Consider the following 19324-nt stretch of genomic DNA (forward strand, 5'->3'; position numbering starts at 1 on the left):
AAAGGGACGACATCATGAAACAGCTCACGGGGAGAACCTGCACCGGCACCGCTGCCTTCGCAATCTCTGCACTGGCACTGTCCGCATGCGGAGGCTCCGAGGAGACGACAGAGACAGACGCCGCATTGGAGGAGGGTGGCACCATCACCGTCTGGGCCTGGGAGCCCACCCTTGAACAGGTTGCCGAGGCCTTTGAAGCAGAGAATGAAGGGGTCACCGTTGATCTCGTCAACGTGGGAACCGGAGACGAGCACTATACGAACCTGCAGAACGCCATGCGCGCCGGATCCGGACTTCCCGATGTGGCCCAGGTCGAGTACTTCGCCATCCCGCAGTACATCCTGGGGGAGTCCCTGATGGATCTCTCAGAATTCGGTGCAGACGAGTACGCCGAGGACACCTTCACGGACGGTCCCTGGGGCTCGGTGACCTTCGGCGGCGAGGGGATCTACGGCATCCCGATGGACTCCGGACCCATCGCGCTCTTCTACAACGAGGATGTCTTCGACGAACACGGAGTCGAGGTGCCGGAGACGTGGGAGGAATACGAGGAGGCGGCGCGGCAGTTCCGCGAGGCGGATGACGATGTCTACATCACCAGCGATCAGGGCGATGCGGGACAGGTGACCACGATGGTCTGGCAGGCCGGAGGGACGCCGTTCAGCACTGAGGGCACTGATGTGACGGTCAATCTCACCGAGGACGAGGGCACCGCACAATGGGCCGAGTACTGGCAGCCATTCATCGATGACGAGCTGATCATGCCGGTGGCCGGCTGGACCGACGAGTGGTATCAGGCACTGGGCGATGGCAGCATCGCCAGCCTCACCATCGGCGCCTGGATGCCAGCGAACCTGGAATCAGCTGTTCCCGACGGTGAAGGCTCCTGGCGGGTGGCCCCGCTGCCGCAGTGGGAGGCCGGAGACTCCCAGACCGCCGAACAGGGCGGCAGCTCCCTCGCCATCCCCGAGGGTGCCGAGAACGCAGAACTGGCGTACGAGTTCATGGAGTTCGCCGGGGTCGGTGACGGAGTGCAGGAACGCCTGGACGCTGGAGCCTTCCCCGCGACGCTGGAGGACCTCCAGTCGGATGATTTCATCAATCGCGAGTACGAGTACTTCGGCGGCCAGCAGATCAACCAGGTCCTCTCCGAATCCGCTCAGAACGTCGCCGAAGGATGGGAGTATCTGCCTTTCCAGGGCTATGCCCACAGCGTCTTCAACGACACCGTCGGACAGGCCTACGAAGGTCAGGCCACCTTGGAGGAAGGTCTCAGCGACTGGGAGGACGATCTCGAAGCCTACGGCCGCGACCAGGGATTCGACATCGCCGAATAGCGCCGACCTCGAACCCCTCCAACGGCGCAGCTGGTGTTCAGACGCGCCGCCGCCCCGTCCCTGAAAGGAAACCTCTGTGGCCCAGTCGACTCCTGAATGGCTGTACCGACATCCGACATCCGCGCGGGCGGGGAACCCACGGCGAATCTCATTCGGGGCGGACTACAACCCGGAACAATGGCCGCGCGAGGTGTGGGACGAAGACATGCGCCTGATGAAACAGGCCGATGTCGACGTCGTCTCCATCGCCATCTTCTCCTGGGCGCGGCTGCAGCCGGCCGAGGATCGCTGGGACTTCGCCTGGCTGGACGAGCTCATGGACCTGCTGGCGAAGGCTGGAATCGGTGCGGATCTCGCCACAGCGACCGCCTCGCCCCCTGCCTGGCTCGCTGCCCAGCACCCTGAGATTCTTCCGGTGACCGAGAACGGAACGGTTCTCTCCCCGGGAGGGCGTCAGCATTGGAGGCCCACGTCGCCGGTGTTCCGGGAACACGCCCTGACTCTGGTGCGCACCCTCGCCGAGCGATACGGGGGCCACCCGGCCTTGGTGGCATGGCACGTCAACAACGAGCTGGGCTGTCACAACCTCTATGACTATTCCGACGACGCCGCCCGGGCCTTCCGAGTCTGGCTGCACCGCCGCTATGGGACGGTGGAGGAGCTGAATCGCGCCTGGTCGACCGACTTCTGGTCACAGCGCTACCAGGACTTCGATCAGATCCTGCCGCCGCGCACGGCGGCAGCGTTCCCCAATCCCGCCCAGCAGCTGGACTTTCACCGGTTCAGCTCGAACGCGCTCAAGCAGCATTTCATCGCCGAGCGCGACGTGCTGCGGGGGCTCACTCCTGAGGTTCCCGTCACCACGAACTTCATGGTGGTGGGGGAGACCAAGGGCATGAACTTCGCCGATTGGGCCGAGGAGCTCGACTTCGTCGCCAATGACCATTACCGCCTCCCGGTGGAGAACTCCCAGGAGGAGCTGTCCTTCTCCGCCGCCATCACCTCGGGTCTGGCGCAGGGAGAACCGTGGTTCCTGATGGAGCACTCCACCTCGGCGGTCAACTGGCAGCCGATCAACCGTCCCAAGCGCTCAGGCGAGCTGCAGCGAGATTCTCTCGCCCATGTGGCCCACGGTGCGGACGCGGTCTGCTATTTCCAGTGGCGGCAGTCAGCCGGCGGAGCAGAGAAGTATCACTCCGCCATGGTTCCCCACGCCGGTGAGGACAGCAGGCTCTACCGCAGCGTGGTGAAGCTCGGCCAGACCCTGCGTCGGCTCGACCCGGTCGCCGGGAGTCGGCGGAGGCCGGCGCAGGTCGCCCTGCTGATGGACTGGGAGTCGTGGTGGACCAGCGAGCTGGACTCGCACCCCACTGAAGACCTGCGCTACCGGCCAGAGCTCTTCGGGTGGTGGCTGGCTCTGCTGGACACCGGCGTCCGGGCCGATGTGGTCCAGTCCCGTCAGGACTTCAGCGGCTATGACATGGTCATCGCACCCGTGCTGCACATGGTGCCGGCGGCTCTGCAGAAGCGTCTGGAGCAGTACGTGGCGTCAGGCGGACATCTGGTCACCACGTTCTTCTCCGGCACCGTGGATCAGGACGACCGGGTCTGGTTGGGCGGCTATCCCGGGGCATTGCGCGAACTGCTCGGGATCAGGGTCGAGGAGTTCTCCCCCCTGCTCCGGGACGAGTCGGTCACGCTTGATGATGGAAGCACCGGCCGACTCTGGAGTGAACCGGTCGACGTCGCGGACGACGTCGTGGTCTTGCGCCGCTATCGTGGCGGCGACCTCGATGGGCGAGCCGCCATCACTCGGCGCGAGCACGGCTCGGGCTCCGCCGCCTACGTCTCCACCCAGCTCGACACCATGGGCCGTTCCTCGATTCTGCGCGAGCTCCTGCGGCACACCGAGGTGGTCGCCGAAGTGCCGGCTTCATTGCGCGGTCGGATCGAGATCACCCGGAGAACCGGCGACGCCGGGGACTTTCTCTTCATCATCAACCGAACCGACGAGGTCTTGGACATCTCAGAGTTTGAGGGCCACGACCTGATCGGGGCGGATCAGGGCTCGAAGACGCTCGCCGCCCGCGGGGTGGCCGTCCTGCGAGAAGTCCCCTGAGTCACTGAGTCACTGAGTCTCTGCGTCTCTGAGTCTCTGAGCCGAGCCCGAACCAGCATCCAGGAACAGAGGTGGCCGCTGTGACCGAGGAACCGCGGATCAGACTCGATCCGACGCAGACCTGCAGGATCCACCTGTGCTCTGCCGGGGTCTCGGTCCTTCTCGACATCTCCAGCGCGTCGCTGCCCTGGATCGTGCACTGGGGCGCAGCCCTGCCCGGGCTGAAGGCCGCAGAAGCCGCGTCGCTCGTCGCGGTCGCGGTGCCCCACCGCACGGGCAACGGGCAGGACCTTCCGGTGCGCCTGGACGTCATGGCGAGCCCGCACGCGGGCTGGAGCGGTCGTCCCGGACTTGTGGGAGATCGCGACAGCACCGCGTGGACTCCGCTCTTCAAGATCACCGAGGTTCATCTGGAGCCCCTGGAGCCCCTGGAGCCCCTGGAAGCCGTGGACCCTCAGGAAGGCGTCACCGATTCCACCCTGACGAGCGTCGGTGCGGGCACTCTGTTCGTCACGGCGGAGGATCCTGCATCGAGCCTGCGCCTGGCGATCGAACTGGAGCTCACGCGGTCGGGGCTGCTGCGAGGACGCGCCACGCTGACGAACACCGCCTCGAGGCGCTACCGCGTTCAGGAGCTGGGGCTGGTCCTGCCGCTGCCCGCTCAGGCCCGAGAGATTCTCGACTTCGCCGGCCACTGGGGCAAGGAGCGCGTTCCGCAGCGCCGTGAGCTGACCGTCGGGACGCATCTGAGGGAGGGTCGCAAGGGCCGCACCGGCGCGGACGCCGCGCATGTGCTCACCGTCGGAGAACCAGGCTTCGGATTCGCCGAGGGTGAGGTCTGGGGATTGCACACCGGGTTCTCCGGGAACCATCGCACCTGGGCGGAGCGGCTCTTCGACGGGCAGCAGGTTCTGGGCGGCTCTGAGCTGCTGCTGCCGGGTGAGGTGTCCCTCGCCCGGGGCCAGAGCTATACGACCCCGTGGTTGTACGGCGCATACGGACGGGGACTCGATGAGCAGGCCGCCCGGTTCCATGACTGGCTTCGGTCGCGCCCCCACCATCCGGTCCGTCCCAGGCCGGTGACGCTGAACGTATGGGAGGCGGTGTACTTCGACCACCGCCTTGAGAAGCTGGCCGCTCTGGCCGACCGAGCCGCCGCCGTCGGCGTGGAGCGCTATGTCCTCGACGATGGGTGGTTCGGGGATCGTCGCGACGACACTGCCGGGCTGGGGGACTGGGTGGTCTCTGCGGATGTGTGGCCCGAGGGACTCTCTCCCCTGATCGATCACGTCACCGGCCTTGGCATGGAGTTCGGGCTGTGGTTCGAGCCTGAGATGGTCAACCCCGACTCAGCCGTGGCGCGCGCCCATCCTGAATGGATCATGGCCCCCGGGGACCGCCTGCCGACCGAGGCTCGCAGTCAACAGGTACTGAACCTCGGCGTGCCGGAGGCCTACGCCCATGTCCGCGACCAGATGGTGGCCCTGCTCGAGGAATACCCGGTCGCCTACATCAAATGGGACCACAACCGCGACCTGCTGGAAGCAGGTACTCGCCCTGACGGACGCCCCGGGGTGCACGCTCAGACCCTCGCCGCCTATCGACTGATGGCTGAGCTGAAGGAGGGACATCCAGATCTGGAGATCGAGTCCTGTTCCTCCGGGGGCGCCCGCGTGGACCTGGGCGTGCTCGAACATGCCGATCGGGTATGGACCTCAGACGACATCGACCCGTTCGAGCGGCAGCAGATGCATCGATGGACCCAGCAGCTGATCCCGCCGGAGCTGATGGGCGCACACGTCGCCTCGGGTGTCTCGCACTCCACCGGGCGCACGCACACCCTGCACTTCCGTGCCGGCACCGCTGTGTGGGGACATCTCGGGATCGAGTGGGATCTCACCCAGGCGGATGAGCAGGAGAGCACCGAGCTCCTCGAGTGGGTCTCCTTCCACAAGGACCACCGTCGCCTGCTCCACACCGGAAGAGTCATCCGGCTGGACGCCGTCGATCCCGCCCTGCAGATGCATGGTGTGGTCCGGGCTGATCGCAGGGAGGCACTGTTCGCCATCATCGGCGCTGCGCTTCCCGATGTGGAACCCATAGGTCGACTGCGTCTGCGCGGGCTGGAACCTGAGTTCAGCTACCGAGTGCAGGACGTGACCCCCGGGGCCGCCCCGCATGGATTCCGCCGACCCCCCTGGTGGCCCGAGGAGCAGGGCGCTGTTCTCTCCGGTCGGGTGTTGCAGACGGTCGGCGTCCATGCGCCATGGTTGGCTCCGGACACGCTGCGCATTCTGCATCTTGACGCCACCCCCGGCTGAAGCAAACACGTGGTTCAGGCGTAGGGGAGCCTGTGCAGCCGCTGTCCCAGACGGTGCTGGCGCTCGGCCTGGATGCGCAGACGCCGGTACTCGCGGTTGCGGCGCTCGGCCATCACCGCGATCAGGAACTCCGTGGCAGAGGACGACGGCGCCGGGGGAGCCACATGGTCGGCCACCTCATTGGCCAGCCGGTTCGCCGTGTGCTCCAGGGCCTGGGGGTTGTGTCCCTTCGGGGACTCCTGCACCGTGCGCAGGAACCGTGACGCGCGGGCGGCCACCGGGTCCGGGATCCGGCCCAGATCCGCGATCTGGGTCCAGGAGGTCAGCTGCGGTGGGACCGGCAGCATCATCGGCTTCACAGCGGGCTGGCGGACCCGGATCACATAGGTGCCGGCGACCATATCGCCGAGCCGTTTGGCGCGCCGGCTGAACATCCCGGCGAACAGCGGGACCATGCCGAGGGTCAGGTAGATCTCCCCGAAGCCGACCAGCGCGCGGATGGAGGCATGCCGCAGACGGATCGCGCCGCCGTCGTCGCGCACCACTCGGGTGCCGAAGATCAGCCGCCCCACCGAGCGGCCGCGGGAGAGCGTCTCCACGGTCATCGGGATCAGCACCAGGCAGAGCACTGCTCCGCCCAATGTCACCGCGGCCTCCAGCGCCGGGTCCGACAGGGCGGCGCCGGCGGCCAGTCCGGAGAGGATCACGAAGACGATCAGGCCGATCCAGTACACGATCAGGTCCACGATCAGCGAGGCCGCCCGGGTGATGAGCGAAGCAGCGGGGAGCTCCAGCTCGACTCCCTCACCGGTGATCACATTGCGCACGCGCCAAGCCTAGCTGGTGTGGGACCAGGCTGGTGGGGGCTCACCTGCGGTGGGGCAGCTGCTTGAGGTACGCTGAGCGCGCAGCTCAAGCAGTGGGCTCTTGATTCTACTTTCAAGGGTTACCCATTGAAGCGCATTCTTCCGAGCGGCACCGTTCGCTCCGTCTCCCCGCCGACAGAAGCCGTGCCGAGTCAGGCACCCGCCCCCGCGGAGGCCGCAGGTCTCGGCACAGCCGGGGGAGGTCACCCGTCATGACGAGCGTCGCTGAGATCATGAGCTGCGGTGCGCCATGCCTGGACGTGGACAGCACTCTGGAAGAAGCAGCCCTCGCGATGAGCGAGGCGAGGACGGAAGCTCTGCCGCTGGCTGACGCGGCGGGGACGTTCCTGGGCGTCGTGGCCCGCCGTGACATCCTCCGCGCATCCCGCTCTCTGGGGGACCTTGCCCGGTCGATGAAGGCCAAGGACCTGATGGATCCCGACGCGCCCACCATCGGGATCAATGACCGGATCGAGAAGGCCATGGCGGAGATGGCGATCCATCAGGTCCAGCATCTTCCGGTCCTGGACGGCGCCATGGTCAGCGGGATGCTCAGCAGCGCAGACATCGCCCAGGCGGCCCCGCTGGTGCAGATCGAGCAGCTCATCGAGCACGTGGCTCTCATCCCTGACCAGGAGCCGCTCCCCGCGCGGCGCAACGGTCTGTGAAGAGTCCCTCCGACTCAGCCTTCGGGCTGGGCGGGCTTCGCCGTCTCCTCGGGAATGTCACTGTCCTGAGTGCCGGCATGGGCGACTTCCTCCGCCTGGGCGGCGCGATAGGGTATCCGGCCCCCGGCCACGACCATCTCAACCTGCCGGTCCGACAGGCGATGACGCAGCTCGATCGGCTCATCCCCGATCCGGGCCGTGACCGTGTCTCCAGAGCGCAGGGCCTGGTGCAGTCCGGAGAAGGACAGCACATCGCCCTGGCTGATCTGCTCGGCAGCCGCGGGATCGACGAACTCCAGCGGGAGCACCCCGAAGTTGGCCAGGTTCTGCCAGTGGATGCGGGCGAAGGACTTGGCCACCACGAGCCGCAGGCCGAGGTGGCGCGGGGCGATCACCGCGTGCTCGCGGGAGGATCCCTGGCCATAGTTCTCCCCGCCGACGATGGCGTGCCCGCCGTCGCTCTCTGCGGCCCGGGTGGGGTAGGTGTCATCGACCTGGATATAGACGAATTCGGCGATCTTCGGAATGTTGCTGCGGAAGGGCAGGACCCGTGAGCCTGCAGGCATGATCTCATCGGTGGAGATGTTGTCCCCGACAGTCAGCAGCACCGGAAGCTCGATGTCTTCGGGCAGCGGATCAAAGGTGGGCAGGGACTTGATGTTGGTGCCCTTGACGAGCTCCACCTCGCGGGCCTCGGACTCGTCCAACGGGGGCAGCAGCATCTGATCATTGACGCTGAACTTCTCCGGCAGCTCCGGTGCGGGATAGGCCATGTCCAGATCGCGCGGATCGGTGATGCGCCCGGTCAGCGCTGCCGCGGCCGCGGTCTCGGGGGAGCACAGCCACACGGAGTCCTCGTCCGTGCCAGATCGACCGGGGAAGTTGCGCGGCATGGTGCGCAGGCTGTTGCGACCCACGGCGGGCGCCTGGCCCATGCCGATGCAGCCCAGGCAGCCGGACTGGTGGACGCGGGCCCCCGAGCGGATCAGCTCGAAGATCCAGCCGCCCCGGGTGAGGTCCTGGAGGATCTCCCGTGAGGTGGGGTTGATGTCCAGGGAGACTCCGTCATCGGTCTGCCTGTCGCGCAGAATCTCAGCGACCACGGCGAAATCGCGCAGACCCGGGTTGGCTGAGGACCCCACGACCACCTGGTGCACCCTTTCCCCGGCCACCTCGCGCACCGGCAGCACATTGCCGGGCGAGGAGGGTTTGGCGATGAGCGGCTCCAGGCTCGCCAGGTCGATCTGCTCCTCGACGTCGTAGCTCGCGCCCTCGTCCGCGAGCAGCTCGGTGAAGTCATCGGCACGACCGACGGCGCGCAGGTAGTCATGGACGGCGTCATCAGCTGGGAAGACCGTGGTGGTGGCCCCGAGCTCTGCGCCCATGTTCGCGATGACGTGGCGATCCATGGCGGTGAGGTGTCTGAGTCCCTCTCCGTGGTATTCGATGATCCTGCCGACTCCGCCCTTGACGTCGTGGCGGCGCAGCAGTTCGAGGATGACATCTTTGGCCGAGACCCAGTCGGGCAGCTCACCGGTGAGCTCGACACCCCAGATCTGCGGCATCTCGACGTAGAGCGGGTCGCCGGCCATGGCCATGGCGATCTCCAGACCTCCGACCCCGATGGCCAGCATTCCGAGCGCCCCGGCGGCGCAGGTGTGCGAGTCGGACCCGATCATGGTGGCCCCGGGCCTGCCGAAATGAGCCTGGTGGACGGGGTGGGAGACCCCGTTGCCCGCCTTGGAGAACCAGAGCCCATACCGCTGGGCCGCTGACTGCAGGAACAGGTGGTCTTCGGAGTTCTTCTCGTCGGTCTGGAGCAGATTGTGATCGACATACTGGACGGAGAGTTCGGTCTTGATGTGGTCCAGGCCGAGCGACTCGAGCTCCAGCATCACCATGGTCCCGGTGGCGTCCTGGGTGAGGGTCTGGTCGATGGTCAGGCCGATCTCGTGGCCCGGTTCGGGGGTCCCACTGACCAGGTGGGAGTGGATGAGCTTCTGAGCTGCGTTCAGCGGCATCTCATACCTCCTGCTCGTCGGTCCCGCCGCGGCGGGCTGTGACGTCTCTTCCCAGATTACTGGTCCGAGCGTCAGCTGAGTAGAGCAGTGCGCGCGGAATCCGCGAGCAGGAGGAGAGAGTCCGTTGTCTAGGAGGCTGGCGTCCAGGGGCGCAGGATCTCACCCATGGCGTCGGTGAGGCTGCGCTGCAGCAGCGGGCCGAAGGAGACGCGCTTGACTCCCAGGCGCGAGACCTCCTGCAGGCTCAGCCCGTCGGGGACCGCCCCGTTGACCGGGTGGGCGGTCACGTTCACGGGGGTCTTCACCTCGCGCAGGATCCGTTCCAGGTAGTCCAGGGAGGGCACCTTCACGGGGTAGAGCACATCGGCTCCGGCCTCCTCGAGCAGGCGCATCCGGGTCAGCGCGTCCTCCAGCTGGGTCTCCGGCTGCTCATCCGTGGTGAAGGCGTCGGTGCGGCCGTTGATGACCAGGTGTGTGCCGATGGCATCGGCGGCGGCGCGCAGCTGGGAGATGTAGTCGGCGTGCTCCTGCGGTGAGCGCATCGAGTCCATGGAGTGGACCGTGTCCTCGATGTTGATGCCCACCGCGCCGGCGTCCAGGGTTCGGCGCACGAGCTCCCCGGCCGGGGTGTCGTAGCCGGACTCGAGGTCCACGGACACCGGGATGTCCAGCACCGCGGTGATGCGCCGGACCACGCCCAGCACATCCTCGAGGTTCATGGCCTCCCCGTCGGCCTCACCGAGGGAGTCCGCCACCGGGTGGCTGCCGATGGTCAGGGCCTTGAAGCCCAGGGAGGCGCAGGCCTCTGCGGACCAGACGTCCCACACCGTGGGGAGGATGACGGGGTTCGGCCGGTGGTGGAGATCGAGCAGGCGCTGGGCGAGTTCCTCAGATGTAGTCATCTCCGCATGCTTGCACAGCACGGACCACCTGTGAAACCCCCAAGCCCGACTGTTGGGGTCAGCTGCCCGGGTACTGCGCCTGGGTCAGCTGGCGGGCCAGGTGCACGGCGTTGGCGGCGGCGGTCTTGTTCGTCGCGGCCACCGCTGAGGGAGTCTCGTCGAGGTCCTTATAGTCCTTGGGGTTCATCGCCTCGTGGTTCCAGTAGGTCCCGCCCTGGGCTGGGATGGTGTATCCGATGTCGTTGAGCCCCTGGAACGTGTCGGCGATGATCTTGTGGGCTCCGTCCTCATTGCCCACCACGGCGACGATCGCGACCTTGCCGAACATGATCGGCCGGCCCTGATCGTCGGTCTCGGAGAGTTCAGCGTCCAGGCGCTCCAGCACTCGCTGCGCCACGCTGGACATATGACCCACCCAGGTCGGGGTGCCGAACACCAGGATGTCGGCGGCCAGGATGCGTTCGCGAAGCTCCGGCCACTGGTCACCGTGGCCCATGTCGGCTTCCACGCCGGGTTTGACGTCGTAGTCCACCACGCGGATGGTCTCCCCCGTGACGCCATGGGTCGTCAGCTCGGCGAGGAGCTGGTCGGTGATGACATCGGTGCTTGATTCACCGGGGGAGGGCTTCAGTGTGCAGTTCAGAGCGACGGCGCGCAGTGGAGTATCCATGAAAAGCACGCTACGTCTGCCGGGCCAGCCGTCGCAAGAGTGGAGCAGGCGGCAGGGCAGCGGTGGGACAGGCGTGGGACCGCAGGTCAGGCAGATCCTCCGTCGCGGTAGTCTCATCCCGTGGATATCGACGCGTTCATCGCCGTGCATCAGCACGAATGGGACCGGCTCTCAGCGCTCGCCTCCCGTCGGCGGCTCACCGCGCCCGAGGCCGATGAGATGCTGCGCCTCTACGAGCGGACCTCCACGCACCTGTCCATGATCCGCGCCGCCGAGCCGGACTCCCCGGTGGTGCCCTCCCTCTCCGCGCCGCTGGGTCGAGCCCGGGCACACCTGACCGGGGCGGGGCAGAACGTCTTCGTCTCCAGCGCCTACTTCTTCACCCAGACCCTGCCCGTGGCCTTCTACCGGATCCGCTGGCTCACCGTGATCCTCGGAGTGGCGTTCATCGCGGTGGCGGTGGGCTTCGCGCTGTGGACGGTGAACCATCCACAGATCGACCTGCTGATCCCGGAGGGGGAGCGGCAGGCCTATGCCGGCACCGAGTTCGTCAACTACTACTCGGAGCACCCGAACTCCAGCTTCGCGGCCCAGGTGTGGACCAACAACGCCTGGATCGCCGCCCAGGAGGTGGCCTTCGGGATCAGCGGGGTCTTCGTGCCCCTCGTGCTGTTCCTCAACGCTCAGGGTCTGGGCATGGCCGCCGGGATCATGGCCGAACAGGGCGAGGCGTCCACCTTCTGGCTCTACATCCTTCCGCACGGACTCATGGAGATGACTGCGATCTTCATCGCCGGAGCCGCCGGGCTGCGGATCTTCTGGGCATGGGTGGTGGCCCCTGGACAGATGCGCCGCTCCGCCGCGCTCGCCGCCGAAGGCCGCAAGCTGATCACCGTGGCCTTCGGTCTGGTGCTGGTGCTGCTGATCTCTGGGGTGGTGGAAGGCTTCGTCACCCCCTCGGACCTGCCGCACTGGGCGCGGATCGGGATCGGCGCCGCGGTGCTCGCCGCCTACTGGACCTACACCCTGGTCCTCGGCGGGCGAGCCCACCGCGCGGGCGTCACCGGGGACCTCGGCAAGTACGACGCCGGCGCAGTGGAGCTGACAGCCTGACGCCCAGGTCGACCCAGTAGTGGGCGGGCTCGATTCGTTGGGAGCCACGAGTACCTTGGCATGGCTCTAAGGGCGACGCACCCGTGGCAAGAACCTCATGCCCCACAACAACTAGAGGGTGTCGTTGATTTACTCGAGGAGTCGGCTGCTTGAACCTGTGGCGCTGTGCACGTCTCCAACGGGGAACACCGTCTCGCGGCTCAGGGCCGGTGTGATCATCCACGGTTCTTCCATCGCTACCGCTCATCAACGGTGACAGCACGTACATCCTGCCCGTTCAGCCGAGGCGCGGGCCGGTGTATTCGACGGGTCCTCTTCGGCGGAGTCCTTGGTCAGGAGGTGGGCCGGAATGCAACACGCTTCTCCCCGCCACGCCTCGACACCTTCCTTCATCGCCACAACCGCGATGATGAGAGCCGCGATGGGATCTGCCCAGCTCCACCCCAAGGCGCTGTTGAGCAGCAATCCCACCAGAAGGACCCCAGAGAGGTAACTGCACAGCAGAGTCTGGTGAGAATCAGCCACCGTGGAAGCCGACCCCAGTTCCCGCCCGGTCCGCCGTTCAAACCAGGACAGCGCCGGCATTACCGCTACGCTCACGGCGGCCAGGATGATGCCCACTGTGGAATGCTCGGCCTCCTCCGCGCCGGTGAGGGTTCGGATTGCATCGACGGAGACCAAGGCGGCAAGCCCGAAGAACGAGGTAGCGATCAGCCGCATCGCTACCCGCTCGCGGCGTTGCGGGTCAGAGGCCGCGAACTGCCACGCCACTGCTGCAGCCGAGAGCACCTCCACGATCGAATCCAGTCCGAAAGCGATCAGTGCTGTCGACGAGGCGATGGTGCCAGCGATCAGGGCGATGACGGCTTCGATGACGTTGTAGGTGATCGTTCCCGCCACGATCCATCGCACCCGTCGATGCAGTACTTTCTGCCGAGTGGCCGAGGGCTGTGATTCTAGAAAGCTATTAGTCATCGGCACGTGCACCCTCCTGGTGTGCAGCAGGCGGGGTCCACGGCCACCGCGAGCTTCAGCAGAAGTCCGAGCGTGGAAGCGATCTGCGGGTCGGCAAGTTCATACCAGGCGCTGCGCCCCTTGGCGCGCGCTTTCACCAGGTCGCACCCGCGCAAGCAGGCCAGCTGGTTGGACATCACCTGTTTGGAGACGCCCAACTGCTCGGCCAGTGCGCCAGGTTGAGCGGGGCCCTCCCGGAGCGCGAGAAGGATCCGAGTGCGCGTGCCATCGGCAAGGGCGTACCCGATCCGAGACAAGGAGGTCGCATGAGTCAAAGTCACAGTGTCCACGACTAAACAGTACAGCAATCGCTGTACTATCGTGATGCACGCTAGACCATAGTGCCGCGGGTAGGTGAGGTTGCAGCGCAGACGCAGCCGTTCTCAGTCGATGAGAGGGTTGGGGCATGTCCCAGAACAAGCAACTGGCACTGCCCGGAGCAACAGTGACGCCGTTGACCGAGCTTCTCGAGAAGCGGCGGAGCACTCGTACTTTCGCTGAAGCGGGCATCCAGATGACCGAACTGGCTCACCTGCTGCGAGCCGCCGTCGGACTCCGGACAGATAGAGGCTCCGTAGTGCCCTCGGCTCACAGTTTGAGTCTCCTCTCAGTCGGAATTGTCGCGGGTGGTGTCGAGAACCTAAGACCGGGGAGCTACGTCTATCTACCGGGTACTGATGCGCTCGTATGCGAAACGGTGGGGGATCATCGCAACGAAGTCGCCTCTGCGACATTGGTAGATCAGAACTGGAGCGCGAGAGCCTCGGTGTTCCTGCTCATTACTGCTCAGGTCGAGACACTCAATGATCATTTTGCTGAGCAACCACCACTGGGACGACGCGGTGAGAGATATGCGTTGCTGGAAGCCGGTCACATCAGTCAGAACACCTACCTCGCCGCAGCTGAACTGGGCCTTGGGGCCGTGCTGATCGCCGGATTTCGTGATGAGGAACTCTCATTACTCTCGGCGACGCTCTTTCCCTCTCTGCCGCCAGACAGCCAGGTCCTGGGGATTATTGCTCTCGGTCGAGCAGTGAAAAACCCCGGTTCCTGAAGTCCTCGTCCGTCGAGCTGCGTCGGTGTGGTGCTCTCAGCCGCGTCGCCGCAGGCTTCCACCCGGTCACATGCCGTGAAGCACTGACGGTCCTGGCCAGGGGCCTTGTGAGCAGGGCAGGGATCGATCTAGAGTTGAACTCATGAGCAATGAATCGACTTCCGCTTCGTTCCCCGATCCCCGCGAATTCCAGGGCACCCAGCTGGCCTTTGATGATCCGACCACGCGCCACCAGAAGATCTCCCCGCCGAAGCAGGATCAGCCCGAGCCGGGTCTTGAGACCGACGCCGACCCGATCCCGGACATCGGACTTGAGTCCTACCGGGGCCTGGGCCGTCTGCAGGGGCGCAAGGCCCTGGTGACCGGCGGGGATTCGGGCATCGGTGCCGCTGTGGCCATCGCCTTCGCCCGTGAGGGTGCGGACGTGGCCATCTCCTACCTCCCAGCCGAGGGCAAGGACGCCGAGCGCGTGATCAGCGCCATCGAGGACGCCGGGCGCACCGCCGTCGCCCTTCCCGGAGACCTGATGGACAAGGCCTACCGCGAGAGCGTGGTCGATTCCGCAGCCGAGAAGCTGGGCGGGCTCGACATCCTGGTCAACAACGCCGGCAAGCAGATCGTCAACGACTCCCTCGAAGAGCTCACCGACGAGCAGGTCGATGAGGCCTTCCAGATCAACATCAAGTCCATGTACACGCTGTCCCGGGCGGCGCTGAAGCACATGGGCCCGGGCTCGACCATCGTGAACTCCACCTCGGTCCAGGCCTACCAGCCCAACCCGATGCTGCTGGACTACGCGGCGACCAAGGCTGCGATCAACAACTTCACCAAGGGCCTGGCCCAGCAGCTCGCCCCCCGCGGCATCCGGGTCAACGCCGTGGCGCCGGGACCGATCTGGACGGTCATCCAGCCCAGCGACGGTCAGCCGAAGGAGAAGCTGCCGGAGTTCGGCCACAACTCGCCGCTGGGACGTCCGGGGCAGCCCGTGGAGATGGCACCCGCCTTCGTGTTCCTGGCCTCGCCCGAGTCCAGCTATGTCACCGGCGACACCCTCAACGCCAACGGGGGCACCCCCACCCCGTAGGCCGGTCGCGTAGTGTCCTGACGATGAGTCAGGACACTACGCGCACCGCCGGGATTGATCTTGCTGCCGAGAGCAGGCGGACGGCCCTGGCCGTCATCGAGTGGAGCCCGGACTCTGCCTGCCTTCAACAGCTGAGTCTCCACGCCGATGATCCGATCATCACCGAGGCCACCGCCGAGGTCGCCAAGATCGGCGTGGACTGCGCGTTCGGATGGCCCGATGAGTTCGTCGCGTTCGTGACCGATCACGCCAACCTCGCCCATCCGCGGGCCGTCGACGGCGGGATCGACTGGCGACGCACGCTCGCCTTCCGGGCGACCGACCGGCATGTTCACCAGCTGACCGGTCGATGGCCGCTCAGCGTGTCCACCGACCGATTGGGCCTGACAGCGATGCGCTGCGCCGGTCTGCTCGGCAGGCTCGCCGCCAGTGGCCGAGTCATCGACCGCTCAGGACGCGGGGGCGCCGTGGTGGAGGTCTACCCCGGTGCCACACTGCGGATGTGGCGCTGGGAGAGCAAGGGATATCGAACAGACCCTCAGGTGCGCCGCTCGCTTCTCCGGCAGATGCGGCGGGAGGCCCCCTGGTTGGATCTCGGCACGCATGCGCAGCTCATGGAGGAGTCCTCCGACGCCTTTGACGCAGTCATCGCGGCCCTTGCCGCCCGCGCCGCCGCAGTGGGCCGATACCACCTGCCGCTCTCTGAGCATCAGGAGCGCGCGGAACGGGAGGGCTGGATCGCGTTGCCGACCTGTACGCTCGGCGACCTGCTCTGAGGCCCACCGTTCAGCGGGAAGCGCCCGCTTTCCGGGTACGCAGGATCAGGTAGACGACGAGGCCGAGCAGGACGAGCACCGCGCCGCCGAGGATGTAGACCAAGTTTCCAGGGAGCGCGTCCTGGTCGATGCCGGGCAGTGCGTCCTGCTGCGAATCGACGGCGATGCTCTCCTCAGCTTTCTCCACGGAGAAGGGCAGATCCACAGCAGCGGCGCTGACGCCGCTCGGCTCGTCGGTCATGGAGCCGCTGAGCGTGTAGTCACCGACCTGGAGGGCACCTTCCAGGGGCATCTCCGCAGTGGTCTGGGTGCCGGCGATGACATCACCCATGGTGACCTCGGCCTCGGAGACGATCTCCCCGCTGTCGTCTCGGATCGTGAAGTCCCCCGCCGGTTCCAGGTGCTCGTTGCCTGTGTTCGTGAGCTCCAGGTCGACCACTGAACGGCCCGCGGCGTGCTGGTGGCCGGCTTCGCCGAACTCGAAGGCGGGAGTGAGTTCTCCCGGGACCTCAATGGTGATGGGCATCGCCTGCCGCACGGTCTGGTTCAGGGCGACGTCCCCGGAACCCGCCACGGGCTCGGCGTTCTGCAGGACCAGGCTGGTGATGTACTGGCCCGGTTCCGTCTCCGGCGGGACGGTCAGGGTCAGCGTGCTCTCCTGTGTGTCGCCCGCGGGGAGTGTCACCTCCTGTGCCGCGGAGTCGAGCCAGGTGGTGGTCCCAGTGGTGTCCGCGCCGTCCTCCTTTGCGCCGAAGCCCCCGTTGACGAGGCTGTATGCATCGGCGGGGTAGATGCTCGCGTCCAGGTCGGATTCCCCGTGGTTGGCCTGAGCGAAGGTGAGGGTCTGGCTCTCGCCAGGCTCCATGGTGAGGGCGAAGTACGAGCCGGGGTGGTCTACGGGTTGGAGACTGAGGTTGACCGGCTCAGCAGTCTCCGCTGCAGCGGCGGTGGCTGAGGAGGCGGGGACCAGGATCAGTCCGGCCGTCAGCAGCAGCGGGGTCAGACTCGAGCGGAGGTGGTGTGACACGGGAGAGGACATCCTTCAAAGACTCAGGGGACAGAAGAGGTGCTGGTGGTTCCCGGCTCAGGACTGGACTGAGGTTCAGGTTCAGGTTCAGGAGTCGCGCTCGTCTCGGCAGGTGGCGACACGGCGGATTCAGGTTCGGGAGGCGGCGTCACGGTGATGTCAGCCTCAGGGTCCTGTGCGGCTGTCGGGTCCGGCTCCACAACCGCCGTGGGCTCAGAGTCCGGTTCGGGTGCGGTTGGCGCCTCCACCGTCGGCCCCGAAGCGGTGTCGAGATCAGGGCTGACAGTGGTCGTGATCGTCCCGGTGTACGTGCCGGTGCGTGCGCCGGGTGGCAGGGTCAGCGAGACGAGCAACCCCTGCGCGTATGAACCTCCGGCCCCTCCAGGGCCGGCCTGGAGCACGATCCGCGCCGTGTTCAAGGACCCGGCGGCGAAGGTCGAGGGTGCTCTGGGTCGCGCTTGGGGATCCAGAGCTTCGCTGCTCTGATCGGTGGCCACCGGTGCTTCGATGGAGGTGAGTGTCAGGTTCCCGGGAGGGATGCCGGTGCCGTCGTGGCGCCCGCCGTAGTCAAGACCAGCAGCTTGGATCGAGACCTTCCAACCCGTGTACTCGACGGAGAGCGAGTCGGTCGCATCGACAGTGGTGAGGATTATCCGTCCTGAGATGGTCTGGGCGTCGTGGGAGAAGGGGACGGTCGGGAGCCAGAGATCCTCCAGTTCCGCTGCGGTGGAGGCTGAGACCGGCCCTGGGTGGAGCGCCGCGAGGATGATGCTCACTGCCAGCACGGCCGATGCGCGTCTCTCACCAGAGTGACCCATCCCTGTGCCCCTTCGTGTCAGGTCCGGGGCCGATCCAAGCAGGATCGGCCCCGGACTGATTCGTGCTTGCAAGCCGCCGTGGCACGGCGGGCGGTGCCGTCAGCTCACGCTATGCGTGGGTCGTCTCGGTTCAGAGGGCGGGGGTGGCGGCGGTCGTGGTCGTGAGAACTGCCGCGTAGGCGCCGGCGCGGCTACCTTCAGGGATGTTCAAATCCACGCTCAGGGGGACGGTGTAGGACCCTTCACCGTTCTCCGCGGCAGCGGAGAGCACCGTACGCTCGGTCCCTAGGCTGCCTGCCGTACCCACGTCGACCGTCTCGGCGCCATCGGCACCGGCGAGCGCGGAGACAGTTCCTACCGAGGACACGACGAAGTGCTCTGCTGCGATGGCGTCGCCAGCGTTGCCGCCGTCGGTGTATCCGAAGTCCGAGACCACCTGGGTCACGCTCCAACCGTCTCCGGTGCCGGTGGAGTCATCGACTGCGAGGTTCACGGTGCCGGAAGTGGTCTGGGCGGCGTGCGAAGTGGTGACTGCCGCCAGCGCAACGTCCTCGGCGGACGCGGACAGTGATCCACCGGTGACCGTAGCGGTCGCGGTGCTCTCGGCTGCCAGGGCCGCGGGCGTGATGAACATGGAGGCGGCCAGGAGGGAACCGACGGTGACTGTCTTCACAGAGGTGCGCATGGTGCTGCTTTCTCTCGTCCGGGTGTGCCAGGAGGCTCGTGCCGAGGAGCCGGCAGGGCCGGACTCGGTTCCACTCGGGAGGGGACTCCTGTCCGGGTCCGGACTGGAGGCGTGGCTTGGTGCTCTGGTGCAGGTGATGCCGTCGCCGTCTGCAGGACAGTTTTGCCGGGCTGATAATCATGCAGATCAGACAAGCTTGCTGAACGAACAAGAATGCTCATAACGCAAACTTGCGACAACCTGAGTGTAAGGGGCGGTTCGCCGCTTGTCCACGCAGTGCCCAAGAAACTGTCAGGTTTTGTTCAGCGTTGTCCGTGGGTGCACGGGAGCGCCTATCAACTGGGTGCAGACACGGGACGCAGGCGGGGCGTCCGAGCAAACCGTGGTGACGCGCCTCCCTTGGTCCTCCTGGGCCTCCGTGGAGTCCGGCTGCGTCAATGGCGCCGAGCCGGTGGCGCGGAGGCCGAGGCGAAGGCTCGCCTGTGGGGGACCGATCGACACGTAGAGGAGTCGGTTGGCGACCGCGCAGCGTGTCGAACGCGGGATCGGGCCAGACGCATGCCCTCCGCCTTGATTCGAGCTCGGCGCCCACGCGAAACTCAGCGAGGAGCCGTCCGGTGGCCTTGATGCGCTTGCGGTTGCCGCTCGCTCGTGGGCGGCGCGACCCGGTCACTCCTGCCGCATCAGGAGTGCGGACGACGCCGTTGCGGTGTAGCGGAAGAAGCGCGTCAGCCGGTGATCACTCAGGCAGCTTCGCGGCTCATCTGCCGAGTGTCAGCGAAGGCGTGGATCTCGACACCGGAAAGGGGCACGCCCACCAGCTGAACAACTTCGGCGGCCTCCCCAGCT

17 protein-coding genes are annotated in these 19324 nt (G+C 66.4%); 8 read left to right on the forward strand and 9 right to left on the reverse strand.

The window, feature by feature from the left end; all coding sequences use genetic code 11:
* Positions 1-14 precede the first annotated feature (14 nt).
* From H4W27_RS02470 to H4W27_RS02480, 3 genes are all read left to right on the forward strand, one after another.
* Positions 15-1337, forward strand: a complete 1323-nt coding sequence (locus H4W27_RS02470) for an ABC transporter substrate-binding protein (RefSeq protein WP_192594521.1) — start codon at positions 15-17, stop codon at positions 1335-1337.
* 76 nt (positions 1338-1413) lie between these two features.
* Complete coding sequence (locus tag H4W27_RS02475; protein WP_318782093.1) at positions 1414-3456, forward strand: beta-galactosidase; 2043 nt, start codon at positions 1414-1416, stop codon at positions 3454-3456.
* An 80-nt stretch (positions 3457-3536) separates the two neighbouring features.
* Positions 3537-5777, forward strand: a complete 2241-nt coding sequence (locus H4W27_RS02480; RefSeq protein ID WP_318782095.1) for an alpha-galactosidase — start codon at positions 3537-3539, stop codon at positions 5775-5777.
* Positions 5778-5791: 14 nt separating this feature from the next.
* Here H4W27_RS02480 and H4W27_RS02485 read toward each other — a convergent pair whose 3' ends face one another.
* Positions 5792-6604: an RDD family protein gene (locus H4W27_RS02485; RefSeq protein WP_192594522.1), complete on the reverse strand. Its 813-nt coding sequence runs from the start codon at positions 6602-6604 to the stop codon at positions 5792-5794.
* A gap of 251 nt (positions 6605-6855) precedes the next feature.
* On the opposite strand from H4W27_RS02485, the gene H4W27_RS02490 reads away from it, so the two are divergent.
* The gene (locus H4W27_RS02490; protein ID WP_192594523.1) at positions 6856-7311 is read left to right on the forward strand and encodes a CBS domain-containing protein; all 456 of its coding nucleotides are present in this window, start codon (positions 6856-6858) and stop codon (positions 7309-7311) included.
* 14 nt (positions 7312-7325) lie between these two features.
* On the opposite strand, the gene H4W27_RS02495 is transcribed toward H4W27_RS02490, so the two are convergent.
* The 3 genes from H4W27_RS02495 to H4W27_RS02505 all read right to left on the reverse strand — a co-directional run bounded on the left by H4W27_RS02495 (position 7326) and on the right by H4W27_RS02505 (position 10904).
* Entirely contained in the window at positions 7326-9332 is a 2007-nt protein-coding gene (locus H4W27_RS02495) for an aconitate hydratase (RefSeq protein WP_192594524.1), read from the reverse strand.
* Positions 9333-9460: 128 nt separating this feature from the next.
* A complete protein-coding gene (locus H4W27_RS02500) occupies positions 9461-10234 on the reverse strand; it encodes an isocitrate lyase/PEP mutase family protein (RefSeq protein WP_192594525.1) in 774 nt (257 codons plus the stop codon).
* Positions 10235-10292: 58 nt separating this feature from the next.
* Complete coding sequence (locus H4W27_RS02505; protein WP_192594526.1) at positions 10293-10904, reverse strand: flavodoxin family protein; 612 nt, start codon at positions 10902-10904, stop codon at positions 10293-10295.
* Between the two features lie 120 nt (positions 10905-11024).
* Between H4W27_RS02505 and H4W27_RS02510 the strand changes: the two genes are divergently transcribed.
* Positions 11025-12017 carry a stage II sporulation protein M gene (locus H4W27_RS02510; RefSeq protein ID WP_192594527.1) on the forward strand — a complete coding sequence of 331 codons (993 nt, stop codon included), beginning with the start codon at positions 11025-11027 and terminating at the stop codon, positions 12015-12017.
* A gap of 246 nt (positions 12018-12263) precedes the next feature.
* On the opposite strand, the gene H4W27_RS02515 is transcribed toward H4W27_RS02510, so the two are convergent.
* A complete protein-coding gene (locus H4W27_RS02515) occupies positions 12264-12992 on the reverse strand; it encodes a cation transporter (RefSeq protein ID WP_192596385.1) in 729 nt (242 codons plus the stop codon).
* Entirely contained in the window at positions 12989-13321 is a 333-nt protein-coding gene (locus tag H4W27_RS02520; RefSeq protein ID WP_192594528.1) for an ArsR/SmtB family transcription factor, read from the reverse strand. The genes H4W27_RS02515 and H4W27_RS02520 overlap by 4 nt, the downstream gene beginning before the upstream one ends.
* Positions 13322-13437: 116 nt before the next feature.
* On the opposite strand from H4W27_RS02520, the gene H4W27_RS02525 reads away from it, so the two are divergent.
* The 3 genes from H4W27_RS02525 to H4W27_RS02535 all read left to right on the forward strand — a co-directional run bounded on the left by H4W27_RS02525 (position 13438) and on the right by H4W27_RS02535 (position 15945).
* Positions 13438-14085: a SagB/ThcOx family dehydrogenase gene (locus tag H4W27_RS02525; protein ID WP_192594529.1), complete on the forward strand. Its 648-nt coding sequence runs from the start codon at positions 13438-13440 to the stop codon at positions 14083-14085.
* Between the two features lie 142 nt (positions 14086-14227).
* Complete coding sequence (locus H4W27_RS02530) at positions 14228-15169, forward strand: SDR family oxidoreductase (RefSeq protein WP_192594530.1); 942 nt, start codon at positions 14228-14230, stop codon at positions 15167-15169.
* Positions 15170-15192: 23 nt separating this feature from the next.
* Entirely contained in the window at positions 15193-15945 is a 753-nt protein-coding gene (locus H4W27_RS02535; RefSeq protein ID WP_192594531.1) for a DUF429 domain-containing protein, read from the forward strand.
* 10 nt (positions 15946-15955) lie between these two features.
* On the opposite strand, the gene H4W27_RS02540 is transcribed toward H4W27_RS02535, so the two are convergent.
* The 3 genes from H4W27_RS02540 to H4W27_RS02550 all read right to left on the reverse strand — a co-directional run bounded on the left by H4W27_RS02540 (position 15956) and on the right by H4W27_RS02550 (position 18475).
* Entirely contained in the window at positions 15956-16972 is a 1017-nt protein-coding gene (locus tag H4W27_RS02540; protein ID WP_192594532.1) for a WxL protein peptidoglycan domain-containing protein, read from the reverse strand.
* Between the two features lie 23 nt (positions 16973-16995).
* Positions 16996-17790 (reverse strand): hypothetical protein, encoded by a 795-nt coding sequence (locus tag H4W27_RS02545; protein WP_192594533.1) that lies wholly within the window; start codon positions 17788-17790, stop codon positions 16996-16998.
* A 130-nt stretch (positions 17791-17920) separates the two neighbouring features.
* Positions 17921-18475, reverse strand: coding sequence for a hypothetical protein (locus H4W27_RS02550; protein ID WP_192594534.1), 555 nt, complete (start codon positions 18473-18475; stop codon positions 17921-17923).
* Positions 18476-19324: the final 849 nt, after the last annotated feature.

The organism is Nesterenkonia lutea (genome assembly GCF_014873955.1).
GTDB lineage: Bacteria > Actinomycetota > Actinomycetes > Actinomycetales > Micrococcaceae > Nesterenkonia > Nesterenkonia lutea.

Bases quoted from the DNA above. Each gene is read 5' to 3' on its own strand.
- H4W27_RS02470 (WP_192594521.1), top strand. From the start codon at position 15: ATGAAACAGCTCACGGGGAGAACCTGCACCGGCACCGCTGCCTTCGCA.
- H4W27_RS02490 (WP_192594523.1), top strand. From the start codon at position 6,856: ATGACGAGCGTCGCTGAGATCATGAGCTGCGGTGCGCCATGCCTGGAC.
- H4W27_RS02495 (WP_192594524.1), bottom strand. From the start codon at position 9,332: ATGCCGCTGAACGCAGCTCAGAAGCTCATCCACTCCCACCTGGTCAGT.
- H4W27_RS02500 (WP_192594525.1), bottom strand. From the start codon at position 10,234: ATGACTACATCTGAGGAACTCGCCCAGCGCCTGCTCGATCTCCACCAC.
- H4W27_RS02505 (WP_192594526.1), bottom strand. From the start codon at position 10,904: ATGGATACTCCACTGCGCGCCGTCGCTCTGAACTGCACACTGAAGCCC.
- H4W27_RS02515 (WP_192596385.1), bottom strand. From the start codon at position 12,992: ATGACTAATAGCTTTCTAGAATCACAGCCCTCGGCCACTCGGCAGAAA.
- H4W27_RS02525 (WP_192594529.1), top strand. From the start codon at position 13,438: ATGTCCCAGAACAAGCAACTGGCACTGCCCGGAGCAACAGTGACGCCG.
- H4W27_RS02530 (WP_192594530.1), top strand. From the start codon at position 14,228: ATGAGCAATGAATCGACTTCCGCTTCGTTCCCCGATCCCCGCGAATTC.
- H4W27_RS02535 (WP_192594531.1), top strand. From the start codon at position 15,193: ATGAGTCAGGACACTACGCGCACCGCCGGGATTGATCTTGCTGCCGAG.
- H4W27_RS02545 (WP_192594533.1), bottom strand. From the start codon at position 17,790: ATGGGTCACTCTGGTGAGAGACGCGCATCGGCCGTGCTGGCAGTGAGC.
- H4W27_RS02550 (WP_192594534.1), bottom strand. From the start codon at position 18,475: ATGCGCACCTCTGTGAAGACAGTCACCGTCGGTTCCCTCCTGGCCGCC.